The following is a 17,675-nucleotide window of genomic DNA, read 5'->3' as shown; positions in this document are numbered from 1 at the left end:
TCTTGGCCTTCTCTCAGAGAGGCAAAACCGACCCGGAGGAGTTCTTACTTTCTAACTCGTCAACAAGGTCAAAATTTCCCTATCCACTCTGTGCGTTAATAATGGCAACTTCTGCCTGGCCTGCAACCCATCATACATTTTTCCCATACCGCTCCGTCGCCGGCTCTGGGCTCGAGCCCCAAGGAGCACCTCGCTTCACCCTCCGCCAACCGCATTTCATCCTTTGTCTTTCATCCGGCTCCCCCAGCGCCTCCCCCGCCGTGCCGCCATTTCCCGCAACCCCAGTCCCACAAAACACTTAAATTCTCGCTCCCCCGGTTGCCTCTCATCATGGATTTCCCTATTTTTCAGGTTCGCCTACAATCGCTAAAGATTTACTGAAAATAGAAGGATAACCCCAGCCATGAAGAGAACTTATCAGCCATCGCGCCGCCGCCGTGCGAATCGCCACGGCTTCCGGACGCGGATGGCCACCAAGAACGGGCCGCAAGGTGCTGGCCCGCCGCCGTGCCAAGGGCCGCAAGCGCCTGACCGTCTCTGATGAGCGACACTAAGTTCCGATCATCCGAGCGCCTGTCGGGCCGTTCGGAGCTGGAACGGGTACGTAAGATGGGCCAGCGCCGGACAATTCCGGAGCTGGTTCTTTTTTTTTGCCCGGTCAATTCGAGCGCAAGCTCGGCTGTGCGGCCACTCGTCAGGTCGGCTCGGCTGTCGTGCGCAATCGATTCCGGCGCAAACTCAAGGAGTTCTACCGCCTGAACAAGCACCTTTGGCCTGAGCAGACACACTATCTTGTGCTCATCCGCCGCCCCATTTCCGACTGGTCCGACATCGAGGGTAGACTAAGCCGTATTCTGGCTTCCATCCCTCATCCCCCACCCTCCACTCAATAGTCCAGTGTCCCGCGTCCTTATTCTTTTGATTCGCGCCTATCAGGCTTCGCTCGGACCACATTTCGGGGGCCGCTGCCGGTTTCACCCGACCTGTTCCGAATACGCCATAGAAGCGCTTAGTAAAAAAGGGTTTGTCGTAGGATTTGCACTTTCCGTTCGCCGTCTGGTCAAGTGTGGCCCCTGGCATCCCGGAGGCGTAGACAACGTGCCAGAGTCAAAAACAACAACCGCTTAACTGAGAGATACCGTGTTCGATCGCAACACCATCATTGCCCTCGTCTTCGTCGGCCTGATCCTGCTCTTCATGCCGACCTACATGAAATGGTTGAATCCCCCTCCGCCGACACCACCGACCGAGACCATTGTCGAACCGGTCAAACCACGCGAAACACCTGATAAATCGGTAATTGTAGCGCAAGAAACGGCGACAAGAACTCCCGATTCCTCGTTCACCCCTCAGGGCTCATTCACCGACTCTGTCCCTGCGCGCCCCTACAACCCCGAACTGGTCACGATCGAGACTCCCAAGTTTCGCCTGATCGTTGGCTCGGACGGTCGCCCCAGTGGTTACATCCTCAAGAATTACAACCTGAAGAACGGCCCGCCGGTTAACCTGCACACGATGGCCTCAGGCCGCGATTCAGCTCTGGGCACGTGGGACTTGGACTTTGGTCCGCGTAGCTTCACGTCTTTACGTAGCTTCCACTTTGAATCCAACCGCCGCGGCCTGAACATCTCCAGCGGTCTTGATTCGCTCGAATTGGTGAGCACCGATCCGCAAGGCCGCCGCATGTCGCTCTACTATATAGTGGATGCCGAACGCTACGGCTTCGACTTGAATATCCAGGCGACTGGTTTCCAGCCCACCGAAACCCGCGAAGCCAAACTCACCTGGCAAGGCGGCGTACCCTCGACGGAACCGGATCCGGCATCGGATCATGAGTTTGGTGGCACCTACGCGCTGATCGGCGAGGAGCTCGAGAATCACGCGCTGGGCAGCGATCCCAAGGTGGAATTTTCGGCCACCGGCCGCACGCCGTTTGTCGCCACGCGTTCGAAGTATTTCATGGCCGCGCTGATTCCCGTCGCACCCGGCGTCGGTGCCGATCTGCTCGGCCGCACGCGCAACCCTCAAGACAAAACGCAGCCGCACTTCTACGATGCCGGGCTGCGCCTGCCGTGGGAAAGTGCGACCTTTGATCAGCGCGTACAAGTCTATTGGGGCCCGATCATCAAGAAAAATCTCGAAGCCTACAATGTCGGCTTAGAGAACACGATGAACTGGGGCTGGACCATCGTGAAGCCGTTCTCGCTCTCCGTGCTATGGCTGTTGCAGCAGATGGGCAAGATCCTGCACAACTACGGCGTGGTGATTATTATCTTCTCGATCATTGTCAAGGTGCTGCTCTGGCCGTTGACGCGCAAGTCGCAGATCGCCATGAAGAAGATGGCCGCGCTCAAGCCCGAGCTCGAAGCGCTGAAAGAAAAGCACGCCAAGAATCCGCAGGCGCTCAACGCCGCCATGATGCAGCTCTATAAGGATCGCGGCGCCAACCCCGCCGCCGGCTGCATCCCGATGATCTTGCAGATGCCGATTCTCTACGGTCTGTTCATCGTCTTCCGTTCGACGATTGAATTCCGCCAGGCGCCGTTCATGGGCTGGATCAGCGACTTGAGCCAACCCGACTTTCTGTTTCACCTGCCGTTCACGATTCCGTTGTACGGCGCGGGCGTCGGTCTGCTGCCGATCGTGGTGGGTGTGTCGCAATATTTCATGAGCAAGGCCACGCTCACCGATCCGAATCAGAAGGCGATGCTCTACATCATGCCGTTCATGATGGTCTTCCTGTTCAACAACTTCCCCAGCGGTCTGTCGCTCTATTATACGCTGTTTAACGTCTGGGCCATCGTCGAGCAACGGCTGATCAAACTCCCCACCGACTTCGCCCCCGCAGTGGTAGTAGAAGACAAACCGCGCAAGAAGCCGAAGAAGTAATGTAGTGGCGGCAACCCTGCCGCCCGCAGTCAGAACACCAACGACGCTCAACACCTTGTCACCCGGTTCCTCATCCGCATTGTAGCGCCCAGCTTGCTGGGCAAAAACCCCCAGACGCGATTTACAACCACAAGGCGCATCGTCGTCCTGAACCCGCCGCGGGTGAAGAAACTTGTCAAGTCACACAAACTCCGTTGAAATATGGCAATCCCTGATTTTCAAACGATGATGCTGCCAATACTTCGCATTCATGCGGACGGAGTCGTTCGCTCAAATCGCGAGACATACGACCAACTTGCGCAGGCATTGGGCGTGACGGAGGAGGAAAGAAGCCACCCCCTTCCGAGCGGAGCGCAGCCAATGTATGATAATCGTGCGAATTGGGCGCTTGTGTATTTGATGAAAGCGGGACTGCTAGAGCGACGAGGACGAGGCCAATATGTCATCACCGATTTAGGCAGAAAGACTCTGAAAACGGCGCCAGATAGAATAGACATGCGCTACTTAAAGAAGTTTCCTGCGTACAATGAGTGGAAGAACCAGTTTGGCGGCGACCAAGATGATGACGACAAGGACTCAATCACTTTAGCCCGCCTAAGCACACCCCTCGAGCGAATCGCGGAGGGCTACACCCAGTCTCGCGCTGCTCTTGCGGACGAGACACTTGCGCGGGTAAAGTCTTGTTCGCCCCGTTTCTTTGAAAAGCTTGTAGTTGAACTTCTGGTGAAAATGGGCTATGGCGGCTCCGTTGAAGATGCGGGCAAGGTCGTAGGCCGAAGCGGTGATGGTGGCATTGATGGCATAATAAAAGAGGACAAGCTCGGCCTGGACATGATTTATGTGCAAGCAAAGCGATGGAAAGACGGCCTGGTAGATGTCGGACTGTGGGCGACTTCTCCGGTAGCTTGGATCCACACGGCGCAAAAAAGGGCGTGTTCATCACAACGAGTACTTATACAAAAGAGGCACGCTCATACGCAGAGAACTTGAGCGCAAAGAAGATTGTCTTGATAGATGGATACGAACTCGCCCAACTCATGATAGACCACGACATCGGCGTCAGCACCGTGACGAACTACACCATAAAGCGACTCGACTCAGATTACTTCGAAGAATAAACCTTTCATTCACCCCCATGTACCCCGACGACGAGACCCCCAACACCGCCGAGCCGACTACGCCCGACGAGCAACCTGAACAGACTGCGGACGCACAGCCCGAACAGCCGACCGAATCGTTTTCCACCGACTCGCTGGAGAGCGGCGACACTTCATCCCCTATCCCCCATTCACCGTCCCCGATAGAAGAGGGCGACGCCGCCGAAAATCTCGCGCAGCTCGCCGCCGCCATTGCCGCGCTCGACCGGGGTCACATGCAGAACGGCGTGCGCCAGTACAAGGAATTTTTCGATCACGCCAAAGAAGTCGGCGCGCTCTTCAAAACACTCAAGCCGCTGCCGCACGCCGACCGCGAGCGCCTCTGGCAGGAGTTCAGCGCGCTCTGCGACGACGTCCGCGTTCAGCAGAACAGTGAGCGCGAAGAGCAGAAGCTCGCGTCGCTCGAACTGCGCGGCAAGCTCGAAGCGCAATTGATCGAATTGCAGCAGAACAGCGGCAACGCGAAATTCGCCGACGATTTCAACGCGCTCGCGGACAAACTGAAACACATCCGCGAAGCCTTCACGGGCACCAAAGACCACCCCGGTCCGCTCGTGCCCAAGGATCGCGAAGCGCTGTGGAAGCTGTGGAAGACGACCGACGATTCCGTCTGGGCGCAGCGCAAAGCCGTGCGCGAGGATAACTACGCGCAAGGCAAAGAGCACATGCAAAGCTGCTCCGAACTCGCCGCGACCGGTGATCCCTTTGATTGTCACAAGAAGATTAAAGAGCTGCGCCCGTGGCAGCGCTCCGCCGAGCTCTCGCGCGAGCAGCGCGACGAGATTCGCAAAGCGCTCGACGCGGCGTGGGAAATCGCCGCCGCGCGCATCGAAGGTGAACGCGCCGAACGCAAGAAACAATACGAACAGTGGACCGAGCGCACATCGGGCCTGGTCACGGAGTGGGAAGACAAGCTCGTCAAGATGCGTGATTTCCGCGTGCGCCTGGAAGAGCAAATTGCGCGCTTAAACGACATGGAACGCAACGCGCGCACCGACGAGTTCGCCAACCAAGTCGCCGGCTGGCGCGAAGAGAAGGAAGCCAAGCTCGCCGACGTTGACAGCAAGATTGCGCAGCTCGCCGAAAAGATTGACTCCGTCAAGAAGCGCTTGAAATAAACTGTCGCGGCGGCATGCGCTGCGCATGCCCCGCATCGTGATGCAATCAAGCGCCCAATTCTCCACCGACCGCAACTATCGTTACACGCTCACGCGCGTCTGGGAGGACGCGTTGCCGCGCGTCACGTGGGTGTTGTTGAATCCGTCGCGGGCGAACGAACACGAAGACGATCCCACGATTCGCCAAGTTATTGGTCTGTCGCGCAGTTGGGGTTTTGGATCGGTGTTAGTGGCGAACCTTTACGCGCGCGTCTGTACGTGCCCCACGAAGTTGCGCGAGCAATATGGTGAACGCGAGCGCATCGGCCCACGCAACGATCTGCATCTGGCAAAGCTCGAAGCCCCGATCGTTGTCGCATGGGGCGCCCATCTCTACGCGCAAGATCGCGCGCGCGAAGTGTTGTCCCAACTTCCCGCGCAACTTCATTGCATCGCCCATAATCGCGACGGCTCGCCCAAACATCCGCTCTATGCTCGCAGCGATTCGCGGCTGATCGCGTTTACTCCATGACGTTGTCCCCCGACACCATCGCCGCCCTCGCGACGCCTCCCGGCATCGGCGGCATCGCCGTCATCCGTATCTCCGGCCCGAAGGCGTGGGATGTCGCGATCGAGCTTTCCGCTTCCCCCCGCGCTTCTGCGGGGGGGCTGGAAGGAGTCGCCCCGAACACCATCCGCCACACCCACATATATAATGAAGACCACGAGCTGATTGACGAAGCGTTGATCAGCTTTTTTCGGGCCCCGCATTCGTACACAGGCGAGGATGTTGTCGAGATCTCCTGTCACGGCGGCAACATATCCTCGAAGCGATTATTAAAATTGATATTGTCGAAGGATATTCGGTTTGCCCGGCCCGGTGAATTTACCGAGCGGGCCTTTCTCAACAGCAAGCTCGATCTGGCCCAAGCCGAGGCCGTCGCCAGCCTGATTCACGCCCGCTCCGAGGCCGCCGCTCGTGCAGCGCTTACTCAGCTATCTGGAAAGCTCTCCCGCCGCATCCACGAGATGCGCTCCAAGATTTTGGATTTATTGGCATTGCTTGAGCTCGAACTGGATTTCAGCGAAGAAGATGTGAGCTTCCAGTCCCAGGAATCACGCGCAACAGATCTCGCTGATCTGCAGGCCCAGATTCAGCTCCTGATTTCAACCTTCGCCCGGGGCCGTCTCGAGCGCGAAGGCCTGCGTGTCGCGATCGTGGGCGCACCCAATGCAGGCAAGTCCACGCTCCTAAATCGCATCGTCGGCGACGACCGCGCCATCGTCTCCCCGCACCCCGGCACGACCCGCGATGTGGTAGAGGCACATCTCGAACTTTCTGGCCACGAGGTCATCTTTCAGGACACCGCGGGACTCCGCGACACGAATCACGAGATTGAAAACATTGGTATTGCGCGCGCCCGAACCACAATCGAGCGGGCCGATATTACACTTCTCTTGATTGATAGCGCTACCGGCGACCTTCCTGCGAGCGAAATGTTAGCCGAAATTGCGGCGAAAGCCCCGTTAGTTGTGTATAATAAGAGTGATCTCAGTCATACCGAGTGGCCCACTCCGTTCCCGACCCACCGCGGCATCTTTCATATTTCCGCGTTGTCGGGCAGCGGCGTCGAAGAGCTGCTCGCTGCGATCGCTCTTACGTTCTCTGATGACGCGTCACAGGGCGGCGAGCTTCTGATCACTGAAGCGCGCCACCACGACGCTCTGCTGCGCAGCCACACGGCGCTCACGCGCGCAGCCAAACTGTTTCACGAATCCGCGCTGCAGGCCGCCGACCTGCGCGACGCCGCCAACGCCTTAGGCGAGATCACGGGCGAATCCATCGGCGAAGCGATCCTCGATCGCATCTTCTCGCAATTTTGTATTGGTAAGTAGACAAAGGGGTATGACATGGCCGTACTTAGTGACACGGTATTGAAGTCGGTGGTCAAGAACTACATTGAAATGAACCGGCCGCGCAACAAGGCGGAGTTCACGTGGTTCGTCGAACAAGAATCGTTGGAATCCGCCGTGCGCGCCGCTGCACTCGGTTCATTTTCGGGCGCCAAGCGTCCGCGGCAGGCCCGCCGCGGCACCGAAGCCGCGTTCAAGCAGGCCGAGGAAATTCTCGTGCAGCGCCTCGAAGCTCTGCAAACGGCCAAGACGTTTGACGCGGTCCTTGAAACCGTCGAGCGCGCCGTGCTCCCGATTCCCGGATTAAATGATCTCTATGCCTACGAGGTGGCGATGCGCATCGGCGCTTATCTTAATTTCTGGCCGAAGCACGTCTATCTGTTTACCGGCACGCGCAACGGCGCCAAGCAGTTAGGAATTGTCACCAAAAAACGCCTGCTGCTTTTCAATACGATTCCCGAGCCGCTGCTCGCTCTGGAGCCGTACGAAGTCGAAGAAGCGCTGAGCAACTTCAAGCAGTTGATCACGGAACCCGACCCGGCGCCGGTTGCCAGCTTTAATCGCAGCGGCGAGTAGCATCGTGCCCACTACGAAAACCGACACCAAGGCGTTGAAATCGCTGGGCCGCAAGGCGAGAGCCGCGCGCAGACTCGAAGTTTTTCCCAATCACTCGCCTGGCATGCTCGAAGTCACGCTGAATTGCACGGAGTTCACCTGCCTCTGTCCGGTGACCGGCCAGCCCGACTTCGCACAAATCGAAATCATCTACACGCCCGACCAATATGTCGTCGAGTCGAAGTCACTGAAACTCTATCTTGAGACGTTTCGCGCAGTCGGCGTCTTTCACGAGCATCTCGCGGTGGACATCGGCAAGGACTTCATGAAGTTTGTCAAGCCGCTGCACGTCGAAGTCGTCGTCCACTTCAACACCCGCGGCGGCATCGCCATCAGCGCCAGCTTCACCGACCAACGCAAGGCGTAAGGCGACGATTCGCGGCGGCAGGTGCCTGCGCTTGCCCCAAACTCTTGACTTCAGACTTTTGACCTCAGACTTCTTCCTGATCTTCGACTGCGACGGCGTGCTGGTAGACAGCGAATGGCTTGTCGCGCGTATCGAAGTGGAAACTCGCGCCGAGTTCGGCCAGCAGATTTCGATCGAAGAGTACATTCGCCGTTACGTCGGCCTCTCGACGCGCTCACCCGAATATCTTGAGAGTTTGAACGGCTTGCCGCCCGAGTTCCGCGACATCATGAGGGTTCGCGTCGAGCGCGCGTTTCACGAAGAACTTGAAGCCATCCCCGGCGTCGCCGACCTGCTCGAGCGCATCAGACATCGCCCCAAGGCGATTGCGTCAAGCAGTAGCCCGCACGAAATCGAAATGATGCTCGAGCACGTCGGCCTCTTGCACCATTTCGAATTGCACGCGGCCGCCCCCGCTGCGGCGACCCCGCTGCTGACGAGCAGCCGCAAGGGGCATAACATTTACAGCGTCTCGATGGTCGCGCGCCCCAAACCCGCACCCGACGTGTATCTCTTTGCCGCCGAGCAAAATAATATCGCGCCGTCGCAATGTCTTGTGATTGAGGACTCTGTCGTCGGCGCAACCGCGGCTCTGAGTGCCGGCATGACCGTCTGGGGTTTCATCGGCGGCCGCCACCAATCCCCCGGCGCAGCCGACCGCCTTCGCTCCATCGGCGTCGCGCGGATAGTGGAACACATGGACGAATTGCAAAAAGCGCTCTCATGATTCTCGTAACGGGCGCAACGGGCTACATTGGCGGAAGATTGGTCAACGCGCTCTTGGAGCGCGGCGACAAGGTGCGTTGTCTTGCGCGCGGCGCCGGTCGGTTGCGGCGTTCCGGGTGGGAGAACATTGAAATCGTCGAGGGCGATGGGTTGGATCCGGCCGCGTTGGCCGCAGCGCTGCATGGCGTAACGACCGCCTTCTACTTGATACACTCGATGGGTGGTCCGGGTGACTTTGCGCAACGCGACGTGGAGTTGGCTTCCTCTTTTGCGCGCGCGGCGGCTGCCGCCCGTATCGAACGCATCGTGTATCTCGGCGGACTTGGCGCGGACAACGAACCGCTCTCGAAGCATCTGTCAAGCAGACATGTCACAGGCGAGGTCTTACGCCGTGGTGCGACACCCGTCATCGAGTTTCGCGCTGGCATGGTGGTGGGCAGTGGGAGCCTCTCATTCGAGCTTCTACGCGATATGACCGAGCGCGTGCCAATCATGATTTGTCCGCGTTGGGTACGCACCCGCACACAGCCAATTGCCATCCGCGATGTTCTATCCTATCTCATAGCCGCGCACGATCGGCGATTGGCGGCAACCGAAGTTTACGAGATTGGCGGACCGGACGTCGTCAGCTATCAAGACCTGATGCTGATGTACGCGCGCTTGCGCGGTCTGAAGCGACGCATGATTCATGTTCCGTTTCTGACTCCTCGTCTGTCGTCGTACTGGGTGGACCTCGTGACTGCGGTTCCAGCCTCGGTGTCGCGCCCGTTGATTGATGGCTTGCGCACGGAGATGATCTTGCGAGATTTGCGCGCGAGTAACGAATTTGCGATTCGCCCGACGACGGTCGAAGAAGCCATCAATCTCGCGCTGGCCCGCGTCGTAAACGACAAGGTCACCACGCGTTGGAGCGATTCCTTCTCCGCGCTCGGTCAGTCGTTGCCGCCGACATTCACGATGCGGCAGATTGAAGGCATGGTGCTCGAACGCCGAATTCGCCGTGTCGCCAAACCTGCCGGGTGCCTCTTCGAGAGCGTAACTCGGATCGGTGGCGACTTTGGCTGGCCATATGCCGATGCATTGTGGGAGCTGCGCGGTTTATGGGATCGCGTCGTCGGTGGTGTAGGCATGCGGCGCGGCCGACGGAGCCACACAGACCTACGAGTCGGCGACCCGGTGGACTTTTGGCGGGTCGAGGCCGTCGAACCGCCGCGACTCTTGCGGCTACATGCCGAAATGAAAGTGCCCGGCAGTGCGTGGCTGCAATTTGAAGTTCAGCCGCACGACGATGGAACCTGCTCACTTGAGCAAACCGCCTTCTTCGAGCCGAAAGGCTTAAGCGGCCAGATCTACTGGTACTCTATCTACCCGCTGCATAAGCTCATCTTCACAGGAATGATTGACCGCATCGCCGCCCGCGCTTAAACAGTTAAAGCACACACTCCCATTACAAAAACCCCGGCCACACGCCGGGGTTTTTGATTGTTCATCCCTCTCGTTCAACCTAATCCTGAATGCACACGCAAGCAACTATTATTTTTGTATTTGCACAAAGAAAAACACAAAAATCCTACTCCGGAGCCGTACTCCCAATCAGCGCAATTGGTCGCATTAGAGTCCCTCAAGTTTCGTATATTCTCAGCTTAGGTAAATTGGTGGATTCTGTCTTCATAGGAGCACAACTATGGCCGAGCTTTCACACTACCGCGCCCGCGGCGCCCGCGCCTGCGTACTGATGCACGAACAGTTCATGCAGGACTTCCTCGATATCTGGTGGGCGGCCAAGTCCGCCGACATCAAGCTGCCCAAAACCGACGACCCGGACTATCTGAGCCTTGATCATCTGCTCGTTCACGTGCTGCGCGCCGGGCGCGGCTACATGACCTGGATCTGCGAAAAACTCGAACTGCCCGACCCGGCCATCAATCCGGTTCCCGCCGTGGAAAAGATCGAAGAAGAGGGCGACGAATTCCTGGATCATCTGCTGGAACAGTGGCGCGAGCCGCTCGCCAACATTCGCGACGATCAGCTTGATCTGGTGTTCGCGTCACGCTGGGGCGTGGATATGGCCATCGAATCCATGCTCGAACATGCCGTCGTTCACCCGCTCCGGCACTCTTTTCAACTTGAAGAGCTTCTGAGCGAACAAGCGCCCGAATATCTCGAATAGCCCGCTTCGCTCGCCTACAACGAATTAGTGATGATATCATCGAAAGCAGGTAAACCCCGCAAAACGTAAACAAACACACCAAACCAATCAGCAACTCAATAAGGGGAGATTGCATGAAACCGTTTCTGAAATGGCTGGGCATTGCGCTCGGCATCCTCGTGCTTGTGCTCGTCGTGTTCGCCGGTTATATCTTCTGGCAAGCGTCGAGCATTATGAGCCAAACCTACCCCGACATCAAAGGGAAGAACATCTACGTCCCGAGCGACAGCGCCACGGTCGCGCGCGGACGGCAGCTAATGCGCGGCGTCGGCACGTGCGGCGCGTGCCACGGCCTGGACTTGAGCGGCCAGGAGCAGGACATGGGCCCGTTCGCCTACTACGTCGCGCCCAACATCACATTTGGCAAAGGCGGATTGCCGGCGAACTACTCGATTCAGGATTTGGACTTGATCGTGCGTCACGGCATCAAGCGCGACAAAACCGGCGCGCTGATCATGCCGAGCTTTCATCTCAACCGCATTTCTGACGAAGACCTCGCGGCGATTTACGCATACTTGAAAACCGCGCCCAAGGTGGACAAAGAACGGCCGAATTTTTCGCTTGGCCCCATCGGCAAAATGGTGCTGGTACAAGGCGGATTGCTGACTGAAGCCGCGATCACGGATCACAACTTTAAGAGTCCGAAGCGCCCAGAGATTGCCCCGACCGCCGAATACGGCAAGTACCTCGCCGAAATCGCGTGCATGGGCTGTCACGCTCAGAATTACTCGGGCGGCAAGGTGTTTGAAGGCGATCCGAAATGGCCGTCCGCCGCGAATCTGACGAAACACATGAAGCACTACACCAACGAGTCGTTCGCGCATTTTCTCAAAACCGGCGTTCGCGCCGACGGCACCGTGGTGGATACGCTGGCAATGCCGATTTACGCCACCAAGTTCGCCGACAGTCTGGAAATGGCCGCGCTGTTTAGCTACTTGAGTGCTCTGCCGGAACAGCCGGACTCGAGCTTCAGCTGGCACGAGTATTTCTCCAAGCACTGAAATTCACTACTCGCCCCAGCGCGGCATCCAACGCGGGTGCCGCGCGGGGCACGGAGTGTCGTGATGACTGTATCCGACCTGAAGCACCTGCTTCACTACACGCGCTGGGCGAACTCTGAGATGTTAGAGTGTTTGCTCAACCTCGAACAGCCGCCGGCGCGCGCCGTGCGGCTGCTGGCGCATATGTTGGCCGCGGAGCATCTGTGGCTTGATCGCCTTGGCGAAGAGCCGCGCAACCATCTCGTGTGGCCCGATTGGCAGATTTTCGATTGCGACGAACAGCAGCGCGAGCTTGACAAGCGCTGGTCGTTGTTTCTGGAGAATTTGTCGGAGGAGTCGCTGGCGCGCGCGGTGAACTATGTAAACTCGCAGGGTGATCGCTACGCGAGCAGCGTGCGCGATATTCTCGTGCATCTGGTCTTGCATGCACCGCACCATCGCGGCCAGATCAATGCCGAGCTGCGCGCTGAGGGCTACGATCCGCCGTACGTGGATTACATTCACGCTGTGCGCGCCAACAAGCTCGGCGTTTAGGAAGTTGATCGCCAAATCAGCTACGCAAAGAAATTTAGAAAGAACCTTGGGGAAAACGCGATGAAGTCCATTCTCACGGCGTTGCTGACGGCAGCATGTCTCTTAACTCTGTTAACGGCGGGATGCAAGCAGCCGGACACGAACTCTGAATCAAAAAAGGACAAGGGAGACAAGCGCGTCTTTCTCGCATCTCTCGACCTGATTGATCTGACCGGAATGACTGGCGGGCGCGCCGATGGAGCGCCGAACCGCTACAAAGCCAACCTAAGTCAAATTCTGCCGACGCAGAAGACGACGCTGGACAGCGCGCTCTTCTACATGGCGGCGCTGGAGATGGACAGCGCGATGCATCTGATCTCGCGCGTGAACAGAAATACGCTGCCCGACAGTATGGCGGTCGTTTACTATGTGCTGCGCGCCAACGGTGAGCGCGTGATCATGGGTGACTATGCATCGGCCAAATCGAGCATAGATTCCGCTTTAGCCATCAGTCCGCGCAACGCGCGCGCGCTGGTCGCCAAGAGCGCCATCCTGAACGATCTCGGGAAATTTCCGGAAGCGCTGGCGGCGCTCGACTCGGCCCTAACTCTGAATTCCGCGAGCGCCAACACGCGCTGGTACCGCGCGATGATCATTGCCAAGATGGGCCGCGCCGAAGAAGCGCTCGCTTCAATCGAACCGGATTTCCAGAACAAGTCGGTCGAAGACTATTACTTTCTCGTGAATCTCAAAGGCTGGCTGCTCTGCATGACCAACAAGTGCGAAGAAGCCATCGCCTATCACGACTCCGCGCTCGCTCTGAATCCGAAACACTACTTCGGCTACTTGGACAAAGCCATCGCGCTCTACAAGCTTGAGCGCTACGCTGACATGATCACAACGCTCGATCAGGCCGACAAGCTCGTGCCCAATCAAGTCTGGGTGAAATACAACCGCGCCTGCTGTTACGCCAAGCTGAAACAACGCGACGGCTTACTAACCGCACTCGCCGATGCCATCGCCACAGATTCACTGGCCAAACTAAACGCCCGCGAAGACCCCGACTTCGCAGCCTACCAAGAAGACCCCGACTTCCGCAAACTCGTAGGCTTGAATTAGATCTTCGCCGAAACAAGAATCTTGAATTTGGAATCCGCTCCGCCGTAGCGCCCAGCTTGCTGGGCAAAAACCCCCGAGCGCATTCAGCAACATCAGGCGCACTGTCATCCTGAACGAAGGCTCGGCGTAGTGAAGGACCCCTCAGAGAATCTGTCGCGTTCTCGTCACCCAATTCCGCCGCGCCGGACAAACCTGGGTCGGGCCTCCGGCCCGGCGACAGCGCAACCCGGCAGGAATGAATTAGACAAAATCATATCCTTATGAAAGCCATTACCTTCCGCAACTACGGCTCCCCCGATGTATTAAAATACGAAGACGTCCCCACGCCGTCGCCGAACGATGACGAAGTCTTAATCAAGATTCACGCCGCCTCGGTAAACGCCGCCGATTGGCACCTGTTGCGCGCCGAACCGTTTCCCGTGCGCTTCATGCTAGGCCTGACCAAGCCGAAACCAAAATTTCACATCCTCGGCGGCGACATCGCCGGAACGATTGAAGCAGTCGGCAAGAACGTCACCGAATTCAAAGTCGGCGATGAAATTTTCGGCGATGTGTTTAACGACGGCCTCGGCGCATTTGCCGAATACACCTGCGCGCGCGCCAAAATGCTGGTCGCCAAACCCATGAATCTGTCGTTCGTCGAAGCTGCCGCAATACCGCTTGCCGCAGTCACCGCACTCTATGGACTGCGCGACATCGCCAAAGTTCAGCCCGGCCACAAAGTCCTGATCAACGGCGCCGCCGGTGGCGTTGGAACCTACGCGGTGCAAATCGCCAAAGCGCTCGGCGCCGAAGTCACCGCCGTCTCCAGCACGCGCAACCTCGAACAGTCGCGCGAACTCGGCGCGGATCACGTGATAGATTACACCAAAGAGAATTTCACGCAAGGCGACAAACGCTACGACGCCATCTTGTGCGTGAACGGCTACTATCCCATCCGCGACTTCAAGCGCGTGCTCACACCCAACGGCATCTACGCCATGCCCGGCGGCGGCAACAAGCTGCTCTTAGAAGTCATGTTTCTCGGCCCGTTCCACTCGCTCGGCAGCAAGAAATTCAAACTGGTCGCATCAAGCCCCAACCCCGACCGATTGACGGACATTAAAAATCTAATCGAAGCCAACAAACTTCGTCCCGTCATCGAAAAAACCTATCCGCTCGCCGAAGTCCCAGAAGCCATCCGCCACGTAGAAACCGGCCACGCCCGCGGCAAGGTTGTGATCACGATGGCATGAAGTTCAAACGCTTGTCATCCTGAACGCAGTGAAGGATCTTGTAAAAGGACCCAATCACCCCAAGCGCAATCCGAGTCAGCACATGAAGATGTCTCTATTCATAACGGCATGTCTTGTCTGCGCGTCACTTGCCCACGCTCGCAACACATGTTACGGAATATCAGTAAGCGCAGTTTCAAGTGACCCGTTTAACTCGTCGGAAGTTGACACAATCCTCGTCGGTTCCGGACAAACCATTCTCCTGACGCTGAACCCAAGCGAAGGTGAAATAGATTTGGATCAAGAGTACCACGGTTTACCGCAAGAGTGTCCAAAGTGGCTGCAAATAGAGTTCGCCGAGCTTCAACCAAACGGCGAGTTCGCACCGCTATCGACAATAGAGATTCAACCTCCAAAACTCGACTACTTTAACGACTGGTATGACATGCTGTGTGACAGCATGTTTCGAGCAGGCCACGAGAACTATCAGCGAGAGAAGCTTCGCTTATTGTACCCGGACTATAAGTTTTATTTCGAGGTTCCGCAAGAACTTGCCGGCAAGACAATCAGAATTATACCGCGTTTCGACCCGCTGCCATACGGCCCGATTGCAACCGGGTATTTCGGCGAGCAACTGGAAGATCTCGTGTACGTCAAGCAACCGCAAACAAAGAACGACTCTATTCGAGTTTTCATATTCAAGGCAAACAATCTTCTAAGAGCCCAACGTTTTGAAGAATGTCTTATGACCGCCGATTCCGGTATGGCTTATGGCTTCATTGAACTCGCCGACCAAGGCAAGAGCGCCGCATCTCGATCTCAAAACTGGGAAAAAGCAATCAGCTACTTGGATACCCTGTACAACTCATTTGAAAAAGTAGCGCTAAGTGGAATTGCATCGAGAGGATCCCAAGCCGAACAAGCGGATTTATATAAGAGAGAACGCACTTACTTTCTCGAAAAGCTTGATCAAGAAAAACCGGCTTCCCCAAAATAGACCCCAACAAAAGATGACAGAAAAGGCTTAGATTAATTTCCTCTTTATAAAAACGTGCTCCTCACCATCATCCTAACCTCCGCCCTCGTCCTGCTGATTGCCTACAAAACCTACGGCAATCTGCTCGCGCGTCTGCTCCGGTTGGATCCCAATCGCAAGACTCCCGCGGTCGAGCTGGCCGATGGTGTGGACTACGACCCGATTGACTGGAAGTTCTTGATGAGCCAGCACTTCTCAGCCATCGCCGCCGCCGGGCCCATCGTCGGGCCGATCGTAGCGGGGATGATGTTCGGCTGGCTGCCCACATTAATATGGATACTGCTCGGCGCGATTTTCATCGGCGGCATTCACGACTTCGGCTCGCTCGTCGCCTCGATTCGCCACAAAGCGCGCTCCATCGCCGAAGTCGTGCGCGAGCACATGACCCGCCGCAGCTACTTGCTCTTCCTGACCTTTGTCTGGATCGCGCTCATCTATATTATTGTAGCGTTCACGGACATCGTGGCCGGCAGCTTCGTGGGCAACATCACCCTCGAGAGCGGCCAGCAAGTGAGCGGCGCGGGCATCGCCACCTCATCTCTGCTCTATCTCGCGCTGCCCATCGTGATGGCCTTCGTCCTCCGCTGGACCAAACTGTCGTTGTTAACGACCACTTTGATTTTCCTGCCCTTGGTCGGCGCTGCCATCTGGTTCGGTCAATATCTGCCGCTCGATTTGGCAAGCTGGTTCGGCGTCTCCGACCTCATCGCGCAGAAACTCTGGATCGTCGCTCTCCTTATATATTGTTTCATTGCCGCAATCGCCCCGATGTGGATTCTGCTCCAACCGCGTGGGCATCTTGGCGGCTTCTTTCTGTTCGCGGCGCTGATCGCGGGGGCAGTCGGCGTGCTGTTGAGCGGCAGCGAGATCCAATACCCCGCCTTCATCGGTTGGAACGTGCCCGCCGGCGCGGGGACGTCGTCGCTCTTCCCGATTCTGTTTATCACCGTGGCCTGCGGCGCCTGCTCCGGGTTTCATTCGATCATCGCCAGCGGCACGAGTTCAAAACAGTTGCGCACGGAACCCGATGCCAAGAAAGTCGGCTACGGCGCGATGCTGCTTGAAGCGATGGTCGCGGTTGTCTCGCTCTCCTGCGTGATGATCCTGTCCAAGGAAGCCATTGCCGATTTGGGTGGCAAACCCAATTTCATCTATGCACTTGGGCTGGGGCGCTTCATGGAGGTGCTGGGGATTCCCGCCAGCTTCGGCGTGCTGTTCGGGCTGATGGCCTTCACGACCTTTGTGTATGACACACTCGATGTCTGCACGCGCCTGGGCCGCTATATCTTGCAGGAGCTGTTTGGTTGGCAGGGCAATCTCGGCCGCTACTTCGCGACGGCATTGACCGCATTCATTCCGCTGATCTTCGTTCTGCAAACCACAACCGATGCTGCGGGCAATGTCATTCCCGGCTGGCGTGTCTTCTGGCCGTTGTTCGGCGCAAGCAATCAACTGCTCGCGGCGATCGGCCTGTTAGGCATCACCGTCTGGCTGCACCGTACCTATCGCGCCAAGTGGGTTTGGCCCATCGCTGGTATACCAACCATCATCATGTATGTGATGAGCGGCTGGGCGCTCTTACAATATGTTTCCAGAGGATTTGTTACACCCGATGGCCTCGCGCTACCCACGAACTTCGTCCCATGGGTTGCGCTCGTGTTAATTGTTCTCGCTGTATTATTATTGTGGGAAGCAGTGAAGGTGTTTTCAAGGAGCAAAGCTACCGCAGGGGCGGCAGGCAATCCGCCCGCGGTTGCAGGATAGCATACGTTTCACGTG

The 17,675-nt window shown here is 57.3% G+C and carries 17 protein-coding genes and 2 pseudogenes; all 19 read left to right on the top strand.

Annotation, left to right across the window (positions count from 1 at the left end; all coding sequences use genetic code 11):
• Positions 1–403: 403 nt before the first annotated feature.
• The 19 genes and pseudogenes from rpmH (at position 404) to IPH10_12995 (ending at position 17,660) form a co-directional block, all read left to right on the top strand.
• A pseudogene (gene rpmH, locus IPH10_13085) lies at positions 404–554 on the top strand (50S ribosomal protein L34).
• A gap of 96 nt (positions 555–650) precedes the next feature.
• Positions 651–893 (top strand): ribonuclease P protein component, encoded by a 243-nt coding sequence (locus IPH10_13080; protein MBK6911840.1) that lies wholly within the window; start codon positions 651–653, stop codon positions 891–893.
• A gap of 4 nt (positions 894–897) precedes the next feature.
• Positions 898–1,128 carry a membrane protein insertion efficiency factor YidD gene (yidD, locus tag IPH10_13075; GenBank protein MBK6911839.1) on the top strand — a complete coding sequence of 77 codons (231 nt, stop codon included), beginning with the start codon at positions 898–900 and terminating at the stop codon, positions 1,126–1,128.
• Between the two features lie 12 nt (positions 1,129–1,140).
• Positions 1,141–2,889, top strand: a complete 1,749-nt coding sequence (yidC, locus tag IPH10_13070; protein MBK6911838.1) for a membrane protein insertase YidC — start codon at positions 1,141–1,143, stop codon at positions 2,887–2,889.
• A 201-nt stretch (positions 2,890–3,090) separates the two neighbouring features.
• Positions 3,091–4,007: pseudogene (locus IPH10_13065) on the top strand (restriction endonuclease).
• A gap of 17 nt (positions 4,008–4,024) precedes the next feature.
• Entirely contained in the window at positions 4,025–5,164 is a 1,140-nt protein-coding gene (locus IPH10_13060) for a hypothetical protein (protein MBK6911837.1), read from the top strand.
• A gap of 25 nt (positions 5,165–5,189) precedes the next feature.
• Positions 5,190–5,675 (top strand): DUF1643 domain-containing protein, encoded by a 486-nt coding sequence (locus IPH10_13055; GenBank protein ID MBK6911836.1) that lies wholly within the window; start codon positions 5,190–5,192, stop codon positions 5,673–5,675.
• The gene (mnmE, locus tag IPH10_13050; GenBank protein ID MBK6911835.1) at positions 5,672–7,039 is read left to right on the top strand and encodes a tRNA uridine-5-carboxymethylaminomethyl(34) synthesis GTPase MnmE; all 1,368 of its coding nucleotides are present in this window, start codon (positions 5,672–5,674) and stop codon (positions 7,037–7,039) included. Before IPH10_13055 ends, mnmE begins: the two co-directional genes overlap by 4 nt.
• A 15-nt stretch (positions 7,040–7,054) precedes the next feature.
• Positions 7,055–7,633, top strand: coding sequence for a hypothetical protein (locus IPH10_13045; protein ID MBK6911834.1), 579 nt, complete (start codon positions 7,055–7,057; stop codon positions 7,631–7,633).
• Positions 7,634–7,637: 4 nt separating this feature from the next.
• Positions 7,638–8,039 carry an NADPH-dependent 7-cyano-7-deazaguanine reductase QueF gene (gene queF / locus IPH10_13040; protein ID MBK6911833.1) on the top strand — a complete coding sequence of 134 codons (402 nt, stop codon included), beginning with the start codon at positions 7,638–7,640 and terminating at the stop codon, positions 8,037–8,039.
• A 31-nt stretch (positions 8,040–8,070) separates the two neighbouring features.
• Positions 8,071–8,805 (top strand): HAD family hydrolase, encoded by a 735-nt coding sequence (locus IPH10_13035; protein MBK6911832.1) that lies wholly within the window; start codon positions 8,071–8,073, stop codon positions 8,803–8,805.
• On the top strand, positions 8,802–10,229 hold the full coding sequence (locus IPH10_13030) for a DUF2867 domain-containing protein (GenBank protein ID MBK6911831.1): 1,428 nt from the start codon (positions 8,802–8,804) through the stop codon (positions 10,227–10,229). The genes IPH10_13035 and IPH10_13030 overlap by 4 nt, the downstream gene beginning before the upstream one ends.
• A 259-nt stretch (positions 10,230–10,488) precedes the next feature.
• The gene (locus IPH10_13025) at positions 10,489–10,974 is read left to right on the top strand and encodes a hypothetical protein (GenBank protein MBK6911830.1); all 486 of its coding nucleotides are present in this window, start codon (positions 10,489–10,491) and stop codon (positions 10,972–10,974) included.
• Between the two features lie 113 nt (positions 10,975–11,087).
• Positions 11,088–12,014: a cytochrome c gene (locus tag IPH10_13020; protein MBK6911829.1), complete on the top strand. Its 927-nt coding sequence runs from the start codon at positions 11,088–11,090 to the stop codon at positions 12,012–12,014.
• Positions 12,015–12,077: 63 nt separating this feature from the next.
• The gene (locus IPH10_13015; GenBank protein ID MBK6911828.1) at positions 12,078–12,548 is read left to right on the top strand and encodes a DinB family protein; all 471 of its coding nucleotides are present in this window, start codon (positions 12,078–12,080) and stop codon (positions 12,546–12,548) included.
• Between the two features lie 60 nt (positions 12,549–12,608).
• Complete coding sequence (locus IPH10_13010; protein MBK6911827.1) at positions 12,609–13,646, top strand: hypothetical protein; 1,038 nt, start codon at positions 12,609–12,611, stop codon at positions 13,644–13,646.
• A 260-nt stretch (positions 13,647–13,906) separates the two neighbouring features.
• On the top strand, positions 13,907–14,881 hold the full coding sequence (locus tag IPH10_13005; GenBank protein MBK6911826.1) for an NAD(P)-dependent alcohol dehydrogenase: 975 nt from the start codon (positions 13,907–13,909) through the stop codon (positions 14,879–14,881).
• 82 nt (positions 14,882–14,963) lie between these two features.
• Positions 14,964–15,857: a hypothetical protein gene (locus tag IPH10_13000; protein MBK6911825.1), complete on the top strand. Its 894-nt coding sequence runs from the start codon at positions 14,964–14,966 to the stop codon at positions 15,855–15,857.
• A gap of 54 nt (positions 15,858–15,911) precedes the next feature.
• Positions 15,912–17,660: a carbon starvation protein A gene (locus IPH10_12995; GenBank protein MBK6911824.1), complete on the top strand. Its 1,749-nt coding sequence runs from the start codon at positions 15,912–15,914 to the stop codon at positions 17,658–17,660.
• The last annotated feature ends 15 nt before the right edge of the window (positions 17,661–17,675 follow it).

The sequence above is a fragment of the bacterium genome (assembly GCA_016702305.1).
Lineage (GTDB): Bacteria > Electryoneota > RPQS01 > RPQS01 > RPQS01 > JABWCQ01.
Note: the sequence above shows the minus strand (reverse complement) of the source record. Positions and strands in the feature narration are given on the sequence as shown.

Bases quoted from the DNA above. Each gene is read 5' to 3' on its own strand.
- IPH10_13025 (MBK6911830.1), top strand. From the start codon at position 10,489: ATGGCCGAGCTTTCACACTACCGCGCCCGCGGCGCCCGCGCCTGCGTA.
- IPH10_13030 (MBK6911831.1), top strand. From the start codon at position 8,802: ATGATTCTCGTAACGGGCGCAACGGGCTACATTGGCGGAAGATTGGTC.
- IPH10_13015 (MBK6911828.1), top strand. From the start codon at position 12,078: ATGACTGTATCCGACCTGAAGCACCTGCTTCACTACACGCGCTGGGCG.
- mnmE (MBK6911835.1), top strand. From the start codon at position 5,672: ATGACGTTGTCCCCCGACACCATCGCCGCCCTCGCGACGCCTCCCGGC.
- IPH10_13010 (MBK6911827.1), top strand. From the start codon at position 12,609: ATGAAGTCCATTCTCACGGCGTTGCTGACGGCAGCATGTCTCTTAACT.
- IPH10_13020 (MBK6911829.1), top strand. From the start codon at position 11,088: ATGAAACCGTTTCTGAAATGGCTGGGCATTGCGCTCGGCATCCTCGTG.
- IPH10_13005 (MBK6911826.1), top strand. From the start codon at position 13,907: ATGAAAGCCATTACCTTCCGCAACTACGGCTCCCCCGATGTATTAAAA.
- IPH10_13000 (MBK6911825.1), top strand. From the start codon at position 14,964: ATGAAGATGTCTCTATTCATAACGGCATGTCTTGTCTGCGCGTCACTT.
- IPH10_13055 (MBK6911836.1), top strand. From the start codon at position 5,190: ATGCCCCGCATCGTGATGCAATCAAGCGCCCAATTCTCCACCGACCGC.
- IPH10_13045 (MBK6911834.1), top strand. From the start codon at position 7,055: ATGGCCGTACTTAGTGACACGGTATTGAAGTCGGTGGTCAAGAACTAC.
- IPH10_13060 (MBK6911837.1), top strand. From the start codon at position 4,025: ATGTACCCCGACGACGAGACCCCCAACACCGCCGAGCCGACTACGCCC.